Raw genomic sequence first — 21,228 nt, forward strand, 5'->3', positions numbered from 1 at the left:
CACGACCGATCCACCGATCCACCGAAGGACACCCATGAGCACAGAATCCGGCGAAGCCACCGGACGCGCCGTCCCGCGCGCCCACGCCGTCATCGGAGTCGGCGTGGTCGTGGTCGGCCCCGACGGCCGGGTCCTGCTCGGCCAGGCGCACGACGGGCGCTGGGAACTGCCCGGCGGCAAGGTCGACCCCGGGGAGGGCTTCGAACATGCCGCCGCCCGCGAACTGGCAGAGGAGACCTCGCTACGGGTCACCCCCGAGGAGGTCCGGATCGTGTCGATCATGCTCGCCGGCGACACCGGAGCCGACCCCGACACCGGCACCGACTCCGGCCCGACCCGGCTGACGGCAGCGGCCGTCACCTCGGTCGCCGAGGGCACCCCCATGGTCACCGAGCCCCACAACATCGCCCGCTGGTCCTGGTTCGCCCCGGCGGAGATCCCGGCGGCCCTCTACGCCCCGTCCGCGGCGGCCCTGCGCGCATGGCGGCCCGAGCTCGCTCCGAGCCTCCCGCACGTGCCCTCGTACGACTATCCGACGGCCATGCCGCCCCAGACGGCAGGCGCGTCCTAGCCGAACACCGTCGCCGTCGTGGCCACGGTGATCGCGGCCATCGCCAGCCGCATGTCGCGGATCGCGGTCCGGATGCTCTCGGCCGCCCACTGCCCCTCGGCGATCTCCGCCGTGCGCGCCTTGATCTCCTTGCGCGGGGCCCCCGGGAAGGCCAGGCCGTGCAGGTCGGCGGCGTGGATCACCGTGATGAGGCTCGCGGTGCGCTCGTCCGGCTCCGCGCCCTTCTCGACCGCGGCGGCGAGCCGCTCGCGCAGTGCGCGCTCGACCGCGCCGTCGGCCTCCGGGTAGCGGCGGACCGGGAACACGCCGAGCGCCTTGCGCTGCTCCTCGACCACCACGCCGCGCGCGGTCAGCCGCTCCACCGCCGCGCCGATTGCCTTGGCCTGGTCCTTCGTCAGCCATTCGCTGACCCGGCGCCTGGGCCGGCCGCGCATCCAGGTCCGGATCGACTCGGCCCGGCCGTCGAGCAGTTCCTCCCCGGTGGGCGACTTGTCGACCACCTCCAGGTACTTGCCCGAGACCCGTACCCGCTCCGCGAGGACCAGTTCGAGCAGAAGGGCTCCGGCCACGGCCCAGCCCACCGCCTGCCGCTGCTTGACCGACCCGGACTCGTCGTCCAGGGACAGCAGCGTGATCTCCTCCGCCAGCGTGATCGTCATGCCCAGCTCCCCCGTCGACCGTCCGCCTTCACATGATCAGACGTCCGAACGCGCCCTGAGGTTCCACCGGTTCCGCGATCTCCCGCCTGGACTACGGCCGCCCCGCCATCGCGCGCGGGGCGAAGTTCCCGTCCCCGAGGTCCTCCGCCAGCAGGCGCTTGGCGATCGCGTCCGCCGCGGCCCGCAGCTCCGCGCTGCGCGGTCGGCCCCGGTCCTTCTCCAGCTGGTCGCCGAGCCACTTGGCCCACGCGTCCGAGATGACGGCCGCTTCCCGCTCCCCCGCCGGGGTCTGGGTGTAGAAGCCGTTCTGCCGCGTCATGTAGCCCTCGTCCACCATCCGTTCGAAGACCGGCAGCAGTACCTCCGGGGGCAGGTGCCGGCGCGAGGCGATGAGTCCCAGGCTCGCGTAGCCGACGGTGCGGGTCATCAGGTCCACCTGCATCACCGCCCACGCGCCCGCCATGTCCAGCCGCGTGTCGGAGGAGTTCACGATCCCGCGCGCCGTCTCCGGCCCCATGCTCCGCACCAGCTTGCCGACCGCCAGTTCCAGCAGCTTCGCCGAGTCTCCGGAGGCCGTGGCGGGCGAGCCGAAGCCGTCGCCCATGTCCGTGGAACCGGCCCGTGCGCTGTCGCGCAGCTTGACCTGCTTGAGGAACAGCGCGACGACGAATCCGACCACCGCCACCGGCACGGTCCACAGGAACACCGTGTGCAGGGTGTCCGCGTACGCGTTGATGACCGGCCCGGCCGCCGCCGGATCCATGCCGTGCACGCCCTGCGGGCTCTGCGCCGCGACGCCCAGCTGCCGCGGGTCCTCGCCGGTGGCCCGCGCGGCCTCCGCCACGCCCTTCGCCAGCGCGGGCTTGAGGGTGTTGGCGTAGATCGTGCCGAAGACGGCGGTCCCGAAGGCGCTGCCGAGCGTACGGAAGAAGGTGACGCCCGAGGTCGCGGTGCCGAGGTCGGCGTAGTCCACGGTGTTCTGCACGGCGATGGTCAGCACCTGCATGCACAGGCCGATGCCGGTACCGAGGACGAACATGTACAGGGATTCCAGCCATGCGCCGGACTCCGGTCCCATCCGCGACAGCAGGTAGAGCCCGAGGCCCATCACGGCGCAGCCGACGATCGGGAAGATCCGGTAGTGCCCGGTCTTGCTCGTGACGTTGCCGCTGAAGACCGAAGCGATCAGCAGGCCGATGACCAGCGGCAGCGTCCGTACGCCCGAGACGGTGGCCGAGTCCCCGTCCACGTACTGCAGGTACGTGGGCAGGAAGGTCATCGCGCCGAGCATCGCGAAGCCGACGACGAAGCTGAGGACGGAGCAGACCGAGAAGACGGGGTTGCGGAACAGCCGCATCGGCAGCATCGGCTGCGCGGCGCGCACCTCCACCAGGCAGAAGAGCGCCAGTGCCACGACTCCGCCGGCGAAGAGCCCGACGATGAGCGGCGAGCTCCAGGCGTACTCGTTCCCGCCCAGGCTCGTGGCCAGGATCAGCGCGCTCGCGCCGATCGCGACCATGGCGATGCCCAGGTAGTCGATGACCGGCTTGCCGACGGCGCGCACGGACGGGATCGTCTTCGCGGCGGCCACCACGACCAGGATCGCGATCGGCACGTTGACGTAGAAGGCCCAGCGCCAGGTCAGGTGGTCGGTGAAGAGTCCGCCGAGCAGGGGGCCGATGACCGTCGCGACGCCGAAGACGGCGCCGATCGCGCCCTGGTACTTGCCGCGTTCGCGCAGGGGGACCACATCGGCGATGAGGGCCATCGCGGTGACCATCAGCCCGCCGGCGCCGATGCCCTGGATGCCGCGCCACACGATGAGCAGGGTCATGTTGCTCGCGAGGCCGCACAGGAAGGAGCCGGTGATGAAGACGATGGCGGAGACCTGGAAGACCAGTTTCCGGCCGAAGAGGTCGCCGAACTTGCCGACGAGCACGGTCGCGACCGTCTCGGTGAGCAGGTACGAGGTCACGACCCAGGACATGTGGTCGCCGCCGCCGAGGTCCGCCACGATCGTGGGCAGTGCCGTGCCCACGATCGTCTGGTCCAGGGCCGCCAGCAGCACGCCGAGCATGATCGTGCCGAACACGATGTTGCGCGAGCGCCGGTCGAGGACGGGCGGTGCCGCGGCGGACGGGGCGGGGGCTGCACCTTCGGCTGGGGCTGCACCTTCGGCTGTGGTCACACCTCGCACTCTCACAGCGCCCCCGCCCGGCCGCATGCGGCGCTAGCCCATCCGGGGACGGGTGCGCGGGCCGTCGGTGCAGGTGGACGGGGTGTCAGCGCAGGTAGCCCAGCCCCGGATGCTCCGCCGCGTACCCGGTCACCAGCCGCCGGGCCACCCCGACCGAGTCGACCAGCGGATGCAGCGCGAAGGCCTTGACCGCGTCCGCGCGCGATCCGCTCGCCGCCGCGGCGAGGACCTCCCGCTCGGCGGCCTTGACCGAGGTCACCAGGCCCACCGCGTGCAGCGGCAGCGGATCGACGGCGACCGGGTGGGCCCCGTTGGCGTCGACCAGGCAGGGCACCTCGATGACGGCCTCGGCGTCGAGCACCGACAGGGTGCCGCGGTTGCGGACGTTGAGGATCAAGGTGGCGCGCTCGTCCCGGGCGATGGCGCGCATCAGGGCGAGGGCCACCTTCTCGTACCCGCCCGATTCCAGGTCGCTCTCCTCGCGCGCGCCGACGCCCGCGACCTCGCGGTTCTCGGACATGTACGTGGCTTCGCGCTCGGCCCTGGTCCGGTCCCAGGCGGCCAGCGCGGCCCCGGGTGCCGGATCCGGCCGTCCGGCCTCGGCGTAGAAGCCCCGCTGCTGGTCGCGCAGGAAGGCCCCGCGGGTCTGTTCGGCCTCCTGGTAGGCCCGTACGGTGTCACGGTTGAAGTAGTAGTAGTGCAGGTACTCGTTCGGGATCGCGCCGAGCGAGCGCAGCCACTCGGCGCCGAACAGCCGGCCCTCCTCGAAGGATTCCAGCGCCCGCGCGTCGGCCAGCAGCCGCGGGAGTTCGTCCCGGCCGCCGATCCGCAGCCCGCGCACCCAGCCCAGGTGGTTGAGGCCGACGTAGTCGATCCAGGCGTCCTCGGGCCGGGCGCCGAGCAGCCGGGCGATGCGCCGCCCGAGTCCGACGGGCGAATCGCAGATGCCGATGACCCGGTCCCCGAGCTCCTCGGCCATGGCCTCGGTGACCACCCCGGCGGGGTTGGTGAAGTTGATGACCCACGCGTCGGGGGCGGTACGGGCCACCCTGCGCGCGATCTCGCGGGCCACCGGCACCGTCCGCAGGCCGTAGGCGATACCGCCCGCGCCCACCGTCTCCTGGCCCAGCACTCCCTCGGCCAGGGCGATCCGCTCGTCGGCGGCCCGCCCCTCCAGCCCTCCGACGCGAATGGCCGAAAACACGAAGTCGGCGCCGCGCAGGGCCTCGTCGAGATCGGTGGTGGCCGTGACGGCCGGGGCGTCCGCGATCCCGGCGGCCTGGTCCGCGAGCACCCGTGCCATGGCACGGAGCCGGCCGGAGTCCTCGTCGTAGAGAGTGACGTGCGAGACCCTGCCCTCGGCGCGATCGCCGAGCAGGGCTCCGTAGACGAGCGGTACCCGGAATCCGCCTCCGCCGAGGATCGTCAGCCGCACGCCCTTACCGCCTTTCGCAGTGCACCAGTGCCACGATTCGTGGCACCAGTCTCTCCCGCCGGATCAGTCCACCGGCGACGGCACGGCCCTCAGCCGCGGCGGCTGGTGCTGCTGCGCGCCCGGACCGCCCGGCAGCGGACCCGTCGCCAGGCCCCGCGGCGTGGAGAGGACCAGCGTCATCCGGGTCAGTCCCATGCCGTCGAGCATCGGTCCGGATTCCGCCACCATCCGGCAGCGCACCAGGCCCCAGCCCGGGTCCGGGTGGCGCACGCTGCGCACGGCGCCGTCCTGTTCGGCGGCCTGCGCCCCGTGGGTCGACAGCCAGTGCGGCACTCCGTACCGGTAGGCGGCCTCCATGAACGGGTCACGGGCCACCTCCTGACGGATGCTGCGCAGTCCCTCGTCCTCGGGGGCGGCGGCCAGCGCGGTCGCGAACCGGGCCAGCAGCGGTACGCACCAGGCCGGTTCGTGGTCCTCCAGCACGGCGGCGGCGTCCGGGTGGAACAGCACGAAGCGCAGGAAGTTGTCGTCCGGCAGGGCGGTCGGATGCGGGCGCACCGACTGGAAGAGCCGGTCGAAGGCCGAGTTGGTCAGGGCCACGTCCCAGCGGTGGTCCACGAGGAAACTCGGGTAGGGCACGGCCTCCATGAGGGCCGCGTAGTCGCACAGGTAGTCGCGCTGCGCCGGATCGTCCGGCAGCCGGCTGTCCTCGGCCGCGCGCCAGGTGGGCGGCGGGTCACGGTCGACCATGATCCGGAAGAGCCAGAAGCACTGACGCTCGCTCATTTCCAGGGCTTCGGCCAGGGCGAGCAGCTTGCGGTCCGTCCACTCCTTGACCAGGCCGCGCTCCCAGTTCCCGTAGGCGCGCACGCTGATGCGCAACCGCGCCGCCAGGTCTTCCTGGCTCAGCCCGAGTTCCTCCCGGCGCTGGCGCAAAATCTCCTTGCGTCGCTCCGACCGCACGGCGCCGCGTGCGGACTCCTCGCCCGCGAGGCGCTCCCCACCGATGTGGGCGAGGCCATCGGACGGGCCCACCGCTGCGAGATGTGGCACCGAGAGCTCCCCCCTCTTCCTTACGGTCTGGATCTTCATTTCCGTGTGGCGATCCTGCTACCGACTTCATTCGAGTGTCAACTATTGTGGCAATTCCAGCCTCAGGGCAGCTCGTTCCCGCCACAGATGTGGCACGTTCTAGCCGTACGGACCGAGAGCGGATAGATTCCAGAGGCCGACCACGTGCCCGTACCCCGACCTCGCGCGATCTAGGAGAACCACTGGTGACAGACGGCTTCCCGGCTCCCGTCGCGGTGGCCAACACGCTCCTGGCAGCCACCGTCACGCGGGTCGCAGAACTCGCGGGCAAGCTGGGCCGCGACCGGAACCAGGTCTTCGACCTGCGCCGCCTCTCCGAGGCCTCGGGCGTCCCGGCCGACGTGGTGCGGAGCCTGCTGGACGGCCGGCCCGCCGGCGAGCCCGATCTCCAGACCCGGTTCCTCCAGCGCCTCGACCTCCTGCGGCGCACCCGCGTCAAGCCCAACGGCCGCCGCTACACGCAGCAGGAGATCGCCGACGGCGCCGCCATGTCGCGCCAGCAGGCCGGGGCCCTGATCAACGGCGACCGGCGGCCGACCATGGAACACTGTGACGCGATCCAGCGCTTCTTCGGGGTGCACGCCGGATTCCTCACCGCCCATGACGCGGATGCGCTCACGGACGCCCTCCAGCGCACCGAGCAACAGCTGCTCCAGGACTTCGCGGGCCGTTCCCGGGAAACCGCACCCGCTCCGGCCGCTTCGACGGGCGATCCGCTGGCAAGACTTCTCCAGAACCACGGCGTACGCGGCATCGCCTGGAGAGCCGCCCAACTGCCCAGCGACAAGCACCGGGACAAGGTGACCGAATGGCTGGACATGCTCCTCGAAAGCGTCAAACCGAACGAATCCTGACCCAGTCGAAAGTCTGGGTCTGATCCTTGAGTCCTGATCCGGATCCGCGCCGACGGGGAGAACGGTGAGCATAGGCAGAGAGCAGCGGCGGTTGTGCGGGGAGCTGGTGGCAGGCATCAACCTGTCCGCGCCCGTGGAGCCCGTGGACCTCTACGCCGCCCTCTGCGAGGGCATGAGCAAGCACCGCGGCCGCCGGGTGGAGTTCCGGATGGCCTCGTTCCCGCCGGGAACGGCCAGCGGCCTGTGGCTCGACATGGCGGACCGCGATCTGGTGGTCATCGAGGAACGCACCGCACCCGACCACCAACTGGTGATCCTCGGGCACGAGCTGTGGCACATGAAGGCCGGTCACTGCAGCCACCACGTCGACGGCGCCGCCGTCGCCGCCCGGATGCTGACGGACGAGGCCGACATCGGCGAGACCGTGCGGCGCGTCGCCGCGCGCACCCGAGCCGACGTCCAGGAGGAGACCGAGGCGGAAACCTTCGGTCTGCTGCTGGGCAGCCGCTGCCGGACCTGGCTGGCCGGATCCGCCAGCCACCGGGCACCGGCACAGCGGGACCAACTGGCCGGCCGCATCGAGGCCGCGCTCGGATACCGGGGGCACAGGAACGACCGTTGAAAGGCCAGGACTACTACACGCCGGCAGCCGCGATGGCGATCGCACTCGCCTTCAAACTGCCGACGCTACGGAAAAACTGGCGCGATCCGCTCCTGCGGTCGGTCTGCGCCCTGCTCACCTTGGCCGGCGCCGTCTTCACCTTCGCCGCCCCGCCCACCATCGCGGCGGTCAACCGCTGGACCGGCATACCCAACTTCTCCGCCCCGTTCGTCTACTGCCTGATCACCGCCTTCAGCGCCGCCTGCCTCGTGCTCATCGTCAACTGGCGCGGCGGCCCCCCGGAGGAGACCCGGCGCGTCTCGCGCGCGTGGATCCTCGGCTATTCCGTGGTGATCGTGACGCTGATGGTGCTGTTCGTCCTCGGTGACAGCCCGGTCGAGCGGCTGCGGGACTTCGACACCTACTACGCCAACACCCCCTTCACCCGGGAGATGATCGCCCTCTACCTGGTGGCCCACAACGTGGCCGCCATCGTGATGGTCGCGATGTGCTGGCGCTGGTCCCTGCAGGTGCGCGGCTGGCTCCGCGTCGGCCTCGTGATCATCGTCATCGGATACGTCTTCAACCTCTGCTACGACGCCACCAAGATGACCGCCGTCGTCGCCCGCTGGACCGGCCACGACCTGGACTGGCTGAGCACCTCGGTGGCACCGCCCGTCGCCTCCATCGGAGCCAACGTCAGCGCCATCGGCTTCGTCCTCCCGCTGGTGTTCCAGCGGCTGTCCGACGCCTGGCAGTACTGGTCCACGTACCGGCGGCTGGGCACGCTCTGGCGGGAGCTGCGCACCTGCGGCCCCGAGGGCGCCCCCAGCGTGCGGATGGCCTGGTGGTCCGCCGTGGAGCTGCGGATGATCCAGCGCGAGTCGGACATCCACGACGGCTTCCTGCACCTCGGCCCGTACTTCGACCAGTCCCACCGGGACGACGCCCTCGCGCGTGCCTTCGCCGCCGGCGCCGACGAGGAGACCGCGCGGGCCGTCGCCGACGCGGCCATGGTCGCGGCCGCCGTGCGCGCCCGGGCGGCCGACCCCGAGGGGCGGGTCATCGGGGCCAGCGACGAGGGGGCCCCGCCGCCCGCCGACGGTCCCCGCGACCTCGTGCGGATCTCGCACGCCCTGCGCAACTCCCGCGTGGTGGCCGAATGCCGACGGCAGTCGTCCCTGTCGGGAAGCTGACAACCGGTCTCCGAAACCGGTGCTCAGCTCCCCGAGGCCAGGGTCAGCGACGGGAACAGGTCCTGGAACGGGGCCGCCGAGTCGATCCCGTCCCGGCCGAAGGGCGCGTCGAAGCTCCACACCATGAACAGCAGGAACACGATCAGCGCGCTGAACAGCCCCGCCAGCAGCAGTTCCCGCCCCGAACGCCGGATCTGCAGGGTGAAGATCAGCCCGACGGTGACCAGCCCGCCCGCGACCAGCCCCAGCCAGACCACCCCCGGCAGGGTGGACTCGTCGCTCTGCGTCCGCTCGTGGCGGGCGTCGTCGGCGGCCGCGATGTGGTCCAGCAGCGGCTGGTAGGCCTGCGCCTGCAGCTCGTTGCCCGGGCTCTGGTGGGTGACGTCGCTGCGCAGCTTGCCGAGCAGTTCGCCGCCCTCCGCGGACACCGGGGCCCCGGAGGTCAGCCGGGGCCAGTCCACGCTGACGGTGTGGGACACGTACGCGTTGACCTCGCCGCGGATCCGGTCGCGCACGGCGGCCGGGTAGACGTCGGCCCGCTGGGTGACCTCGTACAGGGACTGGGCCTCGCGGCGCACGCTGTCCTCGGCGGCGCCGCGCGCCTCCCAGACGCCCGCGATGGCCAGGCCGAGCACGATCGCGTAGACCACGCCGACCATCATCACCATGTACTCGAGGACGTCGGGGGTTTCGCTGGTGTCCTCGTCGTCGGCGACCCGGCGGTGCCGGATCGCGGTGAACGCGAGGACGAGGGCGCAGACGAGCGCCATGGCGATGGCCAGGACCAGCCATTCGGACACGAGGGTTCTCCGTAGGTCGAGATGAGCGGACTGAACGTGGGGGCCGGGCTAGCCCCGGCTCCTGGAACGGGGCCGCAGCGCGACGGCGGCGAGCACCGCCGGGGTCGTGACGACGACCATGAGCATCAGGGTGGACATGCCGTCCGGGCCGCGCCGCGCCAGGGCCGCGGAGTGGTACGGGCGCACGTGGAAGCGCCCCGCCGCCCCGGCCCCCGCTGCGACCCGGTGCGGGGCCACCGCTCCGCCCGGAGCGGCCTGCGCGACCCCGGCCTCCTCCACCGCGGCCGCCCGCGGCTGCGCCGCCGAAGGCCTTGCCTGCGCCGTCGGCCCCGGCCCCGGCTCCGCCGCCACGCCGGCCGGCGCGGGGGCCAGCGGCCCCAGCCCCGGGTGGCGCACCGTCGGCGCGGCCGGGCCGGGCAGCAGCACGCGGGCGGTCGGCCGGACGGCCGGAGCCGGGGCCGACGGCGGCAGGAGCAGCGGCGGCACGGACGGCCTCGGCCGCGACCCGGCGGGAACACACAGGTCGACCCGGGCTCCGCGCCCGTGGCCGTCTCCGGCGACCGCCACGTGACCGTGCAGCGGGCAGAGCGCCGCCACCAGGCCGGCCCCGGCGAAGTACTGCCAAGCGGTCACCGCTCGTTCTCCCGATTCCGCAGCAGGGATGAGGACTACGCCTGAAGAAACGATCACGGCGGTGCTTCGATACGCGGCAGACAGGTCAAGATCGGCGCACGGCAGCCCACTTCGGGCCACAGCGGGCCCGGCCGGCCCCCTCCCCGTCCCGGTCCCGCACCGGTCGCGCACCGGTCCCGCACCGGCGGGCGTGCCCCCGCTCACCACTCCGGCGCGCCCTCGCGCGCCCCCGCACCCGCGGCCGGGCTTCACCCGTCCGGCCCACTCCGTCACGGCGCGGCCCGCTCCCCCCGCCGATGATCGGAGAACCCGATCCCGCAGCTCAGCGGGGTGGCCCCGGGGAGCACAGGGACGGTGGCAGGTGGACGCGGACGGCTCGCAGACCCTCGAAGCACAGGTCGACGCCCTGATGGACGGCCTGCAGGCCGACTTGGAACGGCTCGCGTCGATCCCCTCGGTCGCCTTCCCCGGCTACCCGCCGGAGCCCGTCGAGGAGGCGCACGACCTGCTCGTCTCCCTGCTGCGCGAGGCGGGCGTCCCCACCATCGAGCGGATCGACCTCCCCGACACCGCCCCGGTCATCTATGGCGAGATCCCGCCCCCGCATCCGGACGCCCCGACCGTCCTGCTGTACGGGCACTACGACGTCCAGCCCGCCGGCAATCCGACCCTCTGGCTCTCCCCGCCCTTCGAACCCACGCCCGTCCCCGGCGTCCCCGGCGCCCTGCGGGCGCGCGGCATCGCCGACGACAAGTCGAACGTGATCGCGCACCTGGGCATGCTCCGGGTCTACGGCGGCCGGCCGCCCGTCGGGATCAAGATCGTGATCGAGGGGCAGGAGGAGTACGGCAGCCCCTTCGACGACTATCCGCCCACCGATCCGGAGCGGTTCGCCTGCGACGCGATGGTCATCGCCGACCTCGGCAACCTGCGACCCGGCACCCCGACCCTGACCACCGGTCTGCGCGGGGCCTGCGAGGTCATGGTGGAGGTGCGCACCCTCAAGGAGGCGCGGCACAGCGGGGAGTTCGGCGGAGCCGCTCCCGACGCCCTGCTGGTCCTGCTCCGGGCGCTGGCCACCCTGCACGACGAGCACGGAGACGTGGCGGTGCCCGGGCTGCGCCGCGATCCCTGGGAGGGAACGACCTACACCGAGGAGGAGTTCCGCCGGCTGGCCTCCGTCCGGGACGGACTGCCGCTGATCGGCACCGGCTCGCTCGGCGAGCGGCTGTGGAGCGGGCCCGCCGTCACCGTCATCGGGCTGGACGCCCCGGACGTGGCGGGTGCCGCCTCCGCCGTGGTCCCGTACGCGCGGGCCAAGCTGAACCTGCGCTTCCATCCGCTCCAGGACGCGAAGGAGGCCCGGACCGCGCTCGTGAAGCACCTGCGCGCGCAGCGCCCCTTCGGCATCCCGCTCACCGTCACCCCGGGCGACACCGGCCCCGGCTTCGAGGCGCGGACGGGCGGGCCGGCGTACCGGGCGGCACTGACCGCGCTGAAGGAGGCCTGGGGCACGGAGGCCTCGTACGTGGCCACGGGCGGCTCCATCCCGCTGGTGAACGGCCTCGCGAGGGCGGCTCCGGGCGCGGAGGTGCTGCTGTTCGGCGCGCAGGACAGCATGTGCAATCTGCACGCGCCGAACGAGCGGGTGCTGCTGTCGGAGGTCCGCAACACGGTGGTGGCGATGGCCGCCTTCGTCCGGGAGTACGCGGCGGACTTCCGCGCTCCACAGGCCCCGCCGTCCCCGGGAGGCGCGCAGTGACCACGACGCCCCCGCCCCCGGCCCCGCCCCAGATCCCGACCGTGCAGACTCCGCCGGAGGAGCCGCCGCCCGCACGGAAGTTCTCCTTCCCCAGCGCGCTGACCATCCTGGCCATCGTCACCGTCGCGATCTGGCTGCTGGCCTTCCTCGTCCCGGCCGGCCAGTACGACCGCAACGACAGCGGCGCGCCCGTCGCCGGCACCTACCACCGGGTCGACGGCACCCAGAGCTTCACCGATCGCCTGAACGACCTGTTCCTCTCCCCCGTCAACGGGCTCTACGGCCTCCAGGACCCCAAGACCGGCGAGGTCGGGCCCACCTTCAGCGGTGATCTGTACGGCAGCGCGGGCGTGTTCCTCTTCGTGCTCGCGATCGGCGCCTTCATCACCGTCGTGTTCGCCACCGGGGCCCTCGACCGCGGCATCGCCCGCCTCGCCCACCGGCTGCGCGACCGCGGGGCGCTGCTCATCGCCGCCGTGATGGTGGTCTTCTCGATCCTGGGCACCGTGGAGGGCTTCGCCGAGGAGACCCTCGGTTTCTACGGTCTGCTGGTGCCGATGATGCTGGCCCTCGGCTACGACCGGCTGGTCGCGGTCGGCGCGAGCATCCTCGGCGCGGGCGTCGGCGTGCTCTGCTCGACGGTGAACCCGTTCGCGACCGGCGTCGCCTCCTCGGCGGCCGACATCTCGCTGGGCGACGGGATCGGGCTGCGCTTCCTCATGTGGATCGTGCTGACCACCGTGACCGTGCTCTACGTGATCCGGTACGCGCGGCGGGTCCAGAAGGACCCCTCCAAGTCGATCTGCGGGTTCCTGCCCGGGGACCGGGAGCAGAAGGCCACCGGCGCCGAGGAGGTGGAGCCGGAGCTGACCGGGCTGCACAAGGTCGTCCTGGTCCTGCTGGTCCTCGTCTTCGCCTTCATGATCTTCTCGGTGGTGCCCTGGTCGAGCGCGCTCACCGGGAAGGCGGACGCGGCCCCGTACGCCTGGGAACTGGACTGGTCCTTCGCCCAGTTGGCGGCGCTGTTCATCTGTGCGGCCGTGCTGATCGGCCTGGTCGCCCGGATGGGCGAGGCCAAGCTCAGCTCCACGATCATCCAGGGCGCCGCCGACTTCATCTCGCCCGCCCTGGTCATCATGCTGGCGCGCGGGGTCACGGTCATCATGAACAACTCGCAGATCACCGACACCGTGCTGCACTCCATCGAGGGCGTGGTGAAGGGGACTTCGTCCGGGATCTTCGCGATCATCGTCTTCCTCGTGAACCTCCCGCTCGCCTTCCTGATCCCCTCCACCTCCGGGCACGCCACGCTCACCATGCCGATCCTGGCCCCGCTCGCCGACTTCGCGGGCGTCTCCCGCGCGCTGATGGTGACGGCCTGGCAGTCGGCGAGCGGCTGGATGAACCTCTGGGTTCCCACCACCGCCGTCACCATCGGCGGTGTCGCACTGGCCAAGGTCGGCTACGACAAGTACCTGCGCTTCGTCTGGCCGTTGCTCGGCATCCTCTTCGTGCTGATCTGCGGGTTCCTGGCCCTGGGTGCCACGATGTGACGGCGCCGGTGCCGGCTCAGCGCCGCCGGACGACGACGAAGTCGGCCAGGGCGGTGAGCTGTTCGCGGACCTCTTCGGGCAGGTAGATCTCGTCGAGGGCGCCGAGGGCGGTGTCGTACTGCCGCCTCGCCTCGGCGGCGGTCCACGCGCGGCCCCCGGCCTCCTCGATCAGGGCGGCCCGGAGCGCGAACTCCACCTCGTCGAAGACCTCGTCCGGCGCGCCTCCGGTGGCCCCGGCGTACGCGGCATCGGCGGCGTCGGCGGCGAGCAGTGCGGCGAGGCGCTCCGCGGCCGGTCCGCCGGCTTCGAGCGCCGCGCACACCGGCAGCGACTTCTTGCGCTGCTTGAGGTCGCTCCACGCCTGCTTTCCGGTCTGCTCCGGGGTGCCCCAGATGCCGAGCAGGTCGTCGACGGCCTGGAAGGCGAGGCCGAGGTGGTACCCGTAGCGCTCCAGGGCGTCGGCGGTCGCGTCGTCGGCGCCGTTGAGCACGGCGCCTATGGAGATGGCGCAGGCCAGCAGCGCGCCCGTCTTGTTGCCCTCCATCTCCAGGCATTCGGCGACGGACGCCCGGTCGCGCTGCTCGAAGGACATGTCCTGGGCCTGCCCGTCGATCAGCTTGCGGGTCGCGGTGTTCAGCCGGCGGGTGGCGCGGGTCGCGTCGACGGTGCCCAGGTCCAGCAGCACCTCACCGGCCAGCGCCAGCAGCGCGTCCCCGACCAGGATCGCCTGGGCCGGGCCGTGCACCTTCCAGACCGTGTCGCGGTGGCGGCGCTGTTCGTCGCCGTCCATGAAGTCGTCGTGCAGCAGCGAGAAGTTGTGCACGAGCTCGACCGCTACCGCCCCGGTCACCCCCGCTTCGGGCGGGGCGCCGGCGGCTTCGGCGGAGATCAGGGCGAGGGCGGACCGGAGGGCTTTGCCGCCGTCTGCGTCCGACGGGTTGCCCGCGGCGTCGATCCAGCCGAAGTGGTAGGCGGCGATGGTGTCCATGGGCGCCGCCAGCCGTTCGACGGCCTTGCGCAGCACGGGCGCGGACAGGGTGCGCCCCCGCTCCAGCAGGCCGCGTACGTCAACGGCGCCGCGGATCCTCGGCTTCACGTCCAGACGGTTCATGCTGTCTCCTCGCAGAAGGGCCGGGCGCCGTGCAGCCAGGCCATGTGCTCGTACAGGTCGTCCTCGCCCAGTGACCGCAGCATCGCGTTGCGCGCGCGGGCGGCCTCGCCGGCGGGGTGGTAGAGCCGTTCTCCCATCTCCCTGGCCAGGAGCTGGGTACGTGCGGTGCGTTCGCGCCGTTCGGCGTTGTACTTCTCCAGGCGCGCGGGCACGTCGTCGGCGGTGGCGTCGCCGAGGAGCTCCCCCAGCACCACGGCGTCCTCCAGGCTCTGGCACGCCCCCTGGGCGGCGTACTGGAGCATCGGGTGGGCCGCGTCGCCCAGCAGGGTCACCCGCCCGTCGGTCCACACGTCCACGGGGTCGCGGTCGCACAGCACCCACTCGCGCCATTCCTCGCCCAGGTGGAGGAGCCGGCGGGCCGGGCCGCGCAGTTCCCGGAAGCGCTCGTGGACGAGGTCCCGCGGGGCGGGCCGTCCCGCCACGGGCTCGCGGGCGCCGTCGTCCAGGGTCGCGGCGAGGTTGAGGTACTTCCCGCCCCCGATGACGTAGTGGACGAAGTGCCATCGGGGGCCGGCCCACAGCGTCACCGCGTTCCACCGCAGCTCCTCGGGAACCTTCCCGATCGGTATCACCGAGCGGTAGATGGTGTGCCCGCAGACCCGGGGGGCTCCGTCGCCGACGAGCTGGGCGCGGACGGCCGACCGGATGCCGTCGGCCCCGACCAGCAGATCGCCGGTGAAGCTCCGGCCGTCGGCCGTGGACACGGTGACTGCGGACGGCTGCTGGGCGTACGCGCGGACGGCGGCGCCGGTCACCAGCTCGATGCCGTCGGCCGCGCGGCACGCCGAGAGCAGCGGCTGGTAGAGGTCGGCCCGGTGCACGACCGCGTAGGGGCCGGCGAACCTGCGGCGGTAGCGCTCGGTGAGGGGCAGGGTGGCGACGGTCTCGCCGGTGACTCCGTCCATGAAGCGGAGTTCGGCGGTGAACACCGCCCGCTCGCGCACCGCCGGGCCCACGCCCAGCCGGTCCAGGGCGTGGAAGGCGTTGGGGGCGAGCTGGATGCCCGCGCCGATCTCGGTGAAGGCCTCCGCGCGCTCCAGGACCGTGACGCGGTGTCCCCGCCGTGCGAGGGAGAGGGCTGCGGCGAGACCGCCTATGCCCCCGCCGGCGACGAGTGCGTGCGTCGCGGGCCCGCTCGTGATCGTCCTCACGTTCGCGTTCGCGTTCGCGTTCGCGTTCACGGCCGCAGCACCCCGGTGAGCAGCGAACCGAGGATCCGCCTGCCTTCCTGGGTCAGGACGGACTCCGCGTGGAACTGTACGGAGGCGAAGTGCCGGCCCTCCAGGGCGTGCACCTCCCCGGTGTCGCGGTCCCGGCTCACCGCCACCCGGCCGTGGTCGGGATGATCGAGGACGTCGGCCTCGGCCCGGGCGGCGAACGTGTTGTAGAAGCCCACCCGTTCGCGCCCTCCCAGCAGGTCGATCTCGCGCTGCACCCCCTGGTTCGGGGCCGCGCGGCGGACCAGGCCGAGACCGAGGAACCCGCTCAGCACCTGGTGGCTCAGGCACACCCCGAGGAAGGGCTGCTCCCGTACGAGCAGCCGGGAGACCTCGGCCCTGAGGTGGGCGATCTTCGGATGCGCGAGGTCGCCCGGGTCGCCCGGACCGGGGCCCAGGACCACCAGGTCGTGCGCCGCGGTGTCGTACGGCTCGTCGAACCGCCGTACGGTGACCTCCGCGCCGAGGGAGCGGATCAGCTGGGCGAGCATCGCCGTGAAGGTGTCCTCGGCGTCCACCACCAGGACGCGGCGCCCCGCCAGTTCGTCGGTGGCCCCGTTCCTGCCGCCCGGGTCGTCCAGCCAGAACCCGGCGACGGTCTCGTTGCGCAGGGCGAGCGCGGCGCGCACCTCGGGATGGGCGGCGAAGCGGCTGGGGGCGGGGCCGGCCAGGGCCGCGAGCAGCCCGGCGGCCTTGGCCCGGGTCTCGCGCGCCTCGGCTTCGGGATCGGAGTGGCGCACCAGCGTGGCGCCGACGCCGATGCGCAGCCGGCCGTCCGCGGCGATGTCGGCCGTCCGGATGAGGATGGCGGAGTCGAGGCTCCGGGCGCCCGAGGGGTCCCTGCCGATGAGCGCGGCGACGCCGCTGTAGTAGCCGCGTCCGGTGGTCTCGTGGCGGCTGATCACCCGGGCGGCGTTCTCCAGCGGTGCGCCGGTCACCGTCGGGGCGAACAGGGTCTCCCGGAGGATGTCGCGCACGTCCAGGTCGGTGCTGCCCTCGATGAGGTACTCGGTGTGCGCGAGCCGGGTCATCTCCTTGAGGTAGGGGCCGATGAGCCGCCCGCCGGACCGGCAGAGCCGGGACATCATCTTCAGCTCCTCGTCGACGACCATGTACAGCTCGTCGGCTTCCTTCCGGTCCGTCAGGAAGGACAGGACGCCGTCGAGCGTGGGGCCGCCCGGGGGGTAGCAGTAGGTGCCGCTGATGGGGTTCATCACCGCGGTGCCGCCCCGGACGCTGATGTGGCGCTCGGGGGTGGCGCCGATGAGCATCCGGTCGCCGGTGTGCACGAGGAAGGTCCAGTAGGCCCCGGCCTCCCGTTCGAGGAGGCGGCGGAAGAAGGACAGGGCGCCGACGACCGAGCAGTCCGGCAGCCAGGCCGTGAACGTCCGCTTGATCACGAAGTTCGCGCCTTCGCCGGTGCCGATCTCGTCGGCGACCACCCGGCGCACGATGTCCGCGTACGCCTCGTCCGAGAGGTCGAACTCCTCGGACTCGACCTTGACCGGGTCGTCGGGCAGTCGGCGCAGGGCCGCGGCGAGCGGGAGGTCCTGCCGTTCGGCGACGGTCAGCGCGATGAGCGGCTCGCCGTCGTCGAGGGCGGCGAACCCGCGCTCGGTGATCTGCCGGTACGGCACCAGGGCGAGCACCTCGCCCCCGCCTGACAGTGCCGCGGGGTCCGTGAGCGGGAGGTCCGCCAGGGTGGCGCAGGCGGCCGTGTCGCCCAGCAGCACTTCCAGGGTGCCCGGGGCCGTGGATTCCGGGCGGTACAGCAGGGCGAAGGCTCCCACGGAGCCGTCCAGGACCCGGGCGAGGAGGTCCGGGGCCACGGCGGCGGGCGGCCCGGCCTCGGCGGCGGGCGGCCCGGCCGCGGCGGCATCCGCACCGGATGCGGGCCTGCCCGGCCCGCTCACCGCCGGTCCCCCGCCGGTACGGCGCCGGCCAGTGCCTCGCACACGGAGGCCGTGGTGAGGACGGCCGCGCACCGCTCGGCCGCGTACTCCAGCGCGAGCCGGTGGTAGGGGGCGGAGAAGTCGGCGACGGCGTCGCCCACGAGGAACGGCTGGATGTCGCGGGTGAACGCGTCCACCGCCGTCATCAGGACCCCCACGTGCGCGTAGACCCCGCAGATGACGAGCTGGTCGCGGCCTTCGGTCCGCATCCGTTCCAGCAGGCCGGAGTTGAAGAAGGCGCTGTACCGCCACTTGGTGAACACCCAGTCGTCCGGGGCCGGTTCGAGGCCCGCGACGACTTGGCGGTGTTCCGGGGAGGTGCGCATCCCGGGGCCCCAGAAGTCCGCGAGCAGGCCCCGCTCGGCGGGGGTCATCCCGCCGGGCTGGGCCGTGTAGGCGACGGGGACGCCGAGTTCGGCGCAGCGCCGGCGCAGCAGGGTCGCGTTGCTCACGAGGGGGTCCCGGGGGGAGGTTCCCCGCGGGAACGGCCGGAGGAAGTACTCCTGCATGTCGTGGACGAGCAGCACGGCGCGCCGCGGGTCCACCCGCCAGCCGACCGCCGCGGGAGGGAACTCACCGGGCAGGGGAATCGGGTAGGGATCGATGGAAGGGAGGCCTGCCATGCGGTGGTCGGTCCTTTCGGGATGCGGTCGGTGGACGGAGCGGACCCGGGCTCGGGCGTGGACGTGGACGCGAGCCGCGCCCGGGGCGGAGCGGGTGTACGGCGGGGGGCCGGGGCTGCCCGGCTACACCCCGAGGGTGGCCCCGCCGTCGACGGTCAGGCCCTGCAGGGTGATGTGCCCGGCCTCGTCCGACAGCAGGAAGCGGATGGCGTGGGCGACGTCCTCGGGGCTCGCCACCTTTCCCAGCGGTATGCCGGTCCGGTAGGCGTCCGGGTTTCCCGCCACGGAGGCGGTGACCGCGCTGCCGTCGGCGTGCATGCCGTGCAGCATGTGGGTGTCCGTCGAACCGGGGGTGACCACGTTGCAGCGGACGCCGTACCGGGCGACCTCCAGGCCCATGCACTTGGTGAAGGCGATCGCCGCCGCCTTGGACGCGGCGTAGGCGGCCATGTGCGAGCGGGCGGTGCCCGCGGCGTTCGACGCGACGGTGACGATCGAACCCCTGCGGCGCGCCACCATGCGGCTGACCACCGCGCGGGACACGAAGAAGACTCCGTTCGCGTTGACCGCGAAGGTGAGGTACCACTCCTGGTCGCTGAGGTCCGTGACCTCGCCGAGGCGGAGCACGCCGGCGGCGTTCACCAGGTAGTCGATGGGCCCCAGTTGGTCCTCCACCGCATCGATCACGGCTTCGACGTCGGCGCTCGACGTCACGTCGGCCGGGTGGCCCCGTACCGGCAGGCCTTCGGCGGTGAGCTTCTCGACCGTTTCCCAGAGCTGCCCGTTGTCCAGGTCCACGGCGGCCACCACCGTGCCCTGCTCGGCGAGCAGCCGGACCACGGCCGAACCGATGCCGCCGGCCGCTCCGGTCACCAGGGCGACTTTGCGGGCCATCCCGTCGCTCATTGCGAGCCCGTCGCCGACAGGGACCGCGGGGCGGACCGGTCGGTGAACTCTTCTGCTGCGAGGGCCCGTTCGCCTCCGGCCTGCGCCCCCTCGGCTTCACGCAGGGCCGCGATCTTCAACTGGCGGACGAGCATGAAGAGTCCGTAGGTCACGATCAGGGCGATGGCCGGTGCCCCGACGATGTACGCCCACACGTGCCGGATGCCGAACCGCCGGCTCTCCACGATCATGTACGCGCCGACGGCCGCCCAGGTGAGCACCAGGTCCATGTAGACGAACCGGGTCGCGAGGTTGGTCGTCGAGTCACGGAGGAAGTTCTCCACGACCCCCAGCGCACCGGCGTCGGCGTTCTGCACGACGAACGCGACGGCCATCCACCCCATGACGATCAGACCGATCAGGGCGGACGCCCCGTACAGGAAGCACAGTGCGCGGTCCCTCCCGCGCACCTCGCTCAAACGCGTCACATCTGCCTCCCAGGCATGGGTTCCTCCTGCGGCCGGGCGGCCGCGGGATCATCGTTCGTAGCTGTAGTCGTCCAGGTCGAAGTGGCGGGCCCGCCAGGCCGCTTCGTAGGTGGAGGCGGGTCGGACGGCCGGTGCGTCCCCGTGCTCGTCGAGGTAGTAGCTGTGGGTGCCCCGGCAACTCGGGTCGAGGAAGACGGTGTTGCGCATGCGGCGCAGGTTCCTGCGGAAGGACCGGTCGTGCTTCTCCGGGCGGATGACCGCTTCCGTGGCCCGGCGCCGCCGGGCTTCGCCGATCACCCTCAGGGCGTGGGTCACCTGGTAGTCGATCATTCCGAACCAGGAGCCGCCGGTGAAGGAATAGGGGCCGACGATGAACCACAGGTTCGGGTAGCCCTTGATCGACGTGCCCTCGTACGTCTGGAAGCGCTCGGTCTTCCAGAACTCCTTGAGGTCGCGGCCCCCTTGGCCGCGCATCGGGAACGGGGGCAGGTTGTCGAGCACGTGGAATCCGGTGGCCAGGATCAGTACGTCGAGGTCCTGTTCCTCGCCGTCCGCGGTGCGGATGCCGGACGGGGTGATCTCCTCGATGGGCTCGGTGACGAGCTCGACGTGGTCGCGGGTGAAGGTGCGCCAGTAGCCCTTGCTCAGCGACGGCCGCTTGCAGCCCACCCGGTAGGAGGGCGTCAGCTTGCGCATCAGCGTGCGGTCGCCCTTGACCTGACTCCGCAGGTAGAGCTTGGACGCCGCCTCCCCGGCCTTCGCCAGGAACGGGAAGCGCCGGTAGTGGACCATGGCGATCACGAAGCTGAGCTCGGTCACGACGTCGGTGAGCAGCCGGATCGTCCGCTGCGTCGCGGGCACCCTGCGGAAGAGCCGGCGGACGGACTCCGGCACCGCGAAGTCCGGCTTCGGGAGCAGCCAGGTGGGGGTCCGCTGGTAGACGTGCAGTTGCTCCGTCCGCTCGGCGATCTCCGGGACGATCTGGACCGCCGAGGCCCCGGTGCCGATGACTCCCACCCGCTTGCCGTCCAGGTCCAGGGACTGGTCCCATTGCGCCGTGTGCACGAGGTCGCCCTTGAACGTGTCGAGGCCGGCGATGGCGGGCGTCTTGGGCTTGGTGAGCCACCCGGTGGCGCAGATGACGAAGCGTGCCGTCAGTGCGGTGCCGTCGCCGAGGACCACCGTCCACACGTGCGCCGATTCGCTGTAGGAGGCGCGCTTGACCCGGGAGTTGAAGCGCAGGTGGGGCCGCAGGGCGTACGCGTCGATGCAGTGGTCGGCGTAGGCCTTGAGTTCCTCCCCCGGGGGGAAGACCCGGGACCAGGACGCGAAGGGTTCGGCGGCGAAGGAGTAGGAGAAGGCGGAGATGTCCACGGCGACGCCGGGGTACGTGTTGGCGTACCAGCTGCCGCCCACGTCGTCCCGCTCCTCCAGGACGACGAAGTCGTCGATGCCCGCCCGGCGCAGGCCGAGCGCGGCTCCGATGCCGGAGAACCCCGCGCCGATGACGAGGACTTCGTGGTCGGGACGCATCGTTCC

At 72.3% G+C, this 21,228-nt stretch carries 19 protein-coding genes; 6 read left to right on the forward strand and 13 right to left on the reverse strand.

The window, feature by feature from the left end:
• Positions 1–34 precede the first annotated feature (34 nt).
• Complete coding sequence (locus OG898_RS34255) at positions 35–571, forward strand: NUDIX domain-containing protein (RefSeq protein WP_266962412.1); 537 nt, start codon at positions 35–37, stop codon at positions 569–571.
• Here OG898_RS34255 and OG898_RS34260 read toward each other — a convergent pair.
• From OG898_RS34260 to OG898_RS34275, 4 genes are all read right to left on the reverse strand, one after another.
• On the reverse strand, positions 568–1,230 hold the full coding sequence (locus OG898_RS34260; protein WP_250740771.1) for a GPP34 family phosphoprotein: 663 nt from the start codon (positions 1,228–1,230) through the stop codon (positions 568–570). The two genes, OG898_RS34255 and OG898_RS34260, sit on opposite strands and share 4 nt — an antisense overlap.
• A 91-nt stretch (positions 1,231–1,321) precedes the next feature.
• The gene (locus OG898_RS34265; protein WP_266962415.1) at positions 1,322–3,454 is read right to left on the reverse strand and encodes an MDR family MFS transporter; all 2,133 of its coding nucleotides are present in this window, start codon (positions 3,452–3,454) and stop codon (positions 1,322–1,324) included.
• Positions 3,455–3,512: 58 nt separating this feature from the next.
• Positions 3,513–4,862, reverse strand: coding sequence for a 6-phospho-beta-glucosidase (locus tag OG898_RS34270; protein ID WP_250740769.1), 1,350 nt, complete (start codon positions 4,860–4,862; stop codon positions 3,513–3,515).
• A gap of 63 nt (positions 4,863–4,925) precedes the next feature.
• Positions 4,926–5,915 carry a helix-turn-helix domain-containing protein gene (locus OG898_RS34275; protein ID WP_250740767.1) on the reverse strand — a complete coding sequence of 330 codons (990 nt, stop codon included), beginning with the start codon at positions 5,913–5,915 and terminating at the stop codon, positions 4,926–4,928.
• A 224-nt stretch (positions 5,916–6,139) separates the two neighbouring features.
• On the opposite strand from OG898_RS34275, the gene OG898_RS34280 reads away from it, so the two are divergent.
• The 3 genes from OG898_RS34280 to OG898_RS34290 all read left to right on the forward strand — a co-directional run bounded on the left by OG898_RS34280 (position 6,140) and on the right by OG898_RS34290 (position 8,605).
• Positions 6,140–6,808 (forward strand): helix-turn-helix transcriptional regulator, encoded by a 669-nt coding sequence (locus OG898_RS34280; protein WP_250740765.1) that lies wholly within the window; start codon positions 6,140–6,142, stop codon positions 6,806–6,808.
• A 64-nt stretch (positions 6,809–6,872) separates the two neighbouring features.
• Complete coding sequence (locus OG898_RS34285; protein WP_250740764.1) at positions 6,873–7,430, forward strand: toxin-antitoxin system, toxin component; 558 nt, start codon at positions 6,873–6,875, stop codon at positions 7,428–7,430.
• Positions 7,427–8,605, forward strand: a complete 1,179-nt coding sequence (locus OG898_RS34290; protein WP_250740762.1) for an MAB_1171c family putative transporter — start codon at positions 7,427–7,429, stop codon at positions 8,603–8,605. The genes OG898_RS34285 and OG898_RS34290 overlap by 4 nt, the downstream gene beginning before the upstream one ends.
• Positions 8,606–8,628: 23 nt before the next feature.
• On the opposite strand, the gene OG898_RS34295 is transcribed toward OG898_RS34290, so the two are convergent.
• A complete protein-coding gene (locus OG898_RS34295; RefSeq protein WP_250740761.1) occupies positions 8,629–9,405 on the reverse strand; it encodes a DUF4239 domain-containing protein in 777 nt (258 codons plus the stop codon).
• Positions 9,406–9,453: 48 nt separating this feature from the next.
• On the reverse strand, positions 9,454–10,038 hold the full coding sequence (locus OG898_RS34300) for a hypothetical protein (protein WP_266962422.1): 585 nt from the start codon (positions 10,036–10,038) through the stop codon (positions 9,454–9,456).
• A gap of 361 nt (positions 10,039–10,399) precedes the next feature.
• On the opposite strand from OG898_RS34300, the gene OG898_RS34305 reads away from it, so the two are divergent.
• Entirely contained in the window at positions 10,400–11,800 is a 1,401-nt protein-coding gene (locus OG898_RS34305; RefSeq protein ID WP_266962424.1) for a M20/M25/M40 family metallo-hydrolase, read from the forward strand.
• Between the two features lie 32 nt (positions 11,801–11,832).
• Positions 11,833–13,353 (forward strand): YfcC family protein, encoded by a 1,521-nt coding sequence (locus OG898_RS34310; protein WP_250740880.1) that lies wholly within the window; start codon positions 11,833–11,835, stop codon positions 13,351–13,353.
• A 16-nt stretch (positions 13,354–13,369) separates the two neighbouring features.
• Here OG898_RS34310 and OG898_RS34315 read toward each other — a convergent pair whose 3' ends face one another.
• From OG898_RS34315 to OG898_RS34345, 7 genes are all read right to left on the reverse strand, one after another.
• A complete protein-coding gene (locus OG898_RS34315) occupies positions 13,370–14,464 on the reverse strand; it encodes a polyprenyl synthetase family protein (protein ID WP_266962426.1) in 1,095 nt (364 codons plus the stop codon).
• Complete coding sequence (locus OG898_RS34320) at positions 14,461–15,666, reverse strand: 3-hydroxybenzoate 6-monooxygenase (RefSeq protein ID WP_266962724.1); 1,206 nt, start codon at positions 15,664–15,666, stop codon at positions 14,461–14,463. The genes OG898_RS34315 and OG898_RS34320 overlap by 4 nt, the downstream gene beginning before the upstream one ends.
• A gap of 35 nt (positions 15,667–15,701) precedes the next feature.
• Entirely contained in the window at positions 15,702–17,570 is a 1,869-nt protein-coding gene (locus OG898_RS34325) for an anthranilate synthase family protein (protein WP_266962727.1), read from the reverse strand.
• Positions 17,571–17,650: 80 nt separating this feature from the next.
• The gene (locus OG898_RS34330; protein WP_266962429.1) at positions 17,651–18,316 is read right to left on the reverse strand and encodes an isochorismatase family protein; all 666 of its coding nucleotides are present in this window, start codon (positions 18,314–18,316) and stop codon (positions 17,651–17,653) included.
• A gap of 123 nt (positions 18,317–18,439) precedes the next feature.
• A complete protein-coding gene (locus OG898_RS34335; protein WP_266962431.1) occupies positions 18,440–19,210 on the reverse strand; it encodes a 2,3-dihydro-2,3-dihydroxybenzoate dehydrogenase in 771 nt (256 codons plus the stop codon).
• Positions 19,211–19,218: 8 nt separating this feature from the next.
• Entirely contained in the window at positions 19,219–19,689 is a 471-nt protein-coding gene (locus tag OG898_RS34340; RefSeq protein WP_266962433.1) for a DUF2834 domain-containing protein, read from the reverse strand.
• 48 nt (positions 19,690–19,737) lie between these two features.
• Positions 19,738–21,222 (reverse strand): NAD(P)/FAD-dependent oxidoreductase, encoded by a 1,485-nt coding sequence (locus OG898_RS34345; protein ID WP_266962435.1) that lies wholly within the window; start codon positions 21,220–21,222, stop codon positions 19,738–19,740.
• Positions 21,223–21,228 lie beyond the last annotated feature (6 nt).

This window comes from Streptomyces sp. NBC_00193 (assembly GCF_026342735.1).
Lineage (GTDB): Bacteria > Actinomycetota > Actinomycetes > Streptomycetales > Streptomycetaceae > Streptomyces > Streptomyces stoeckheimensis.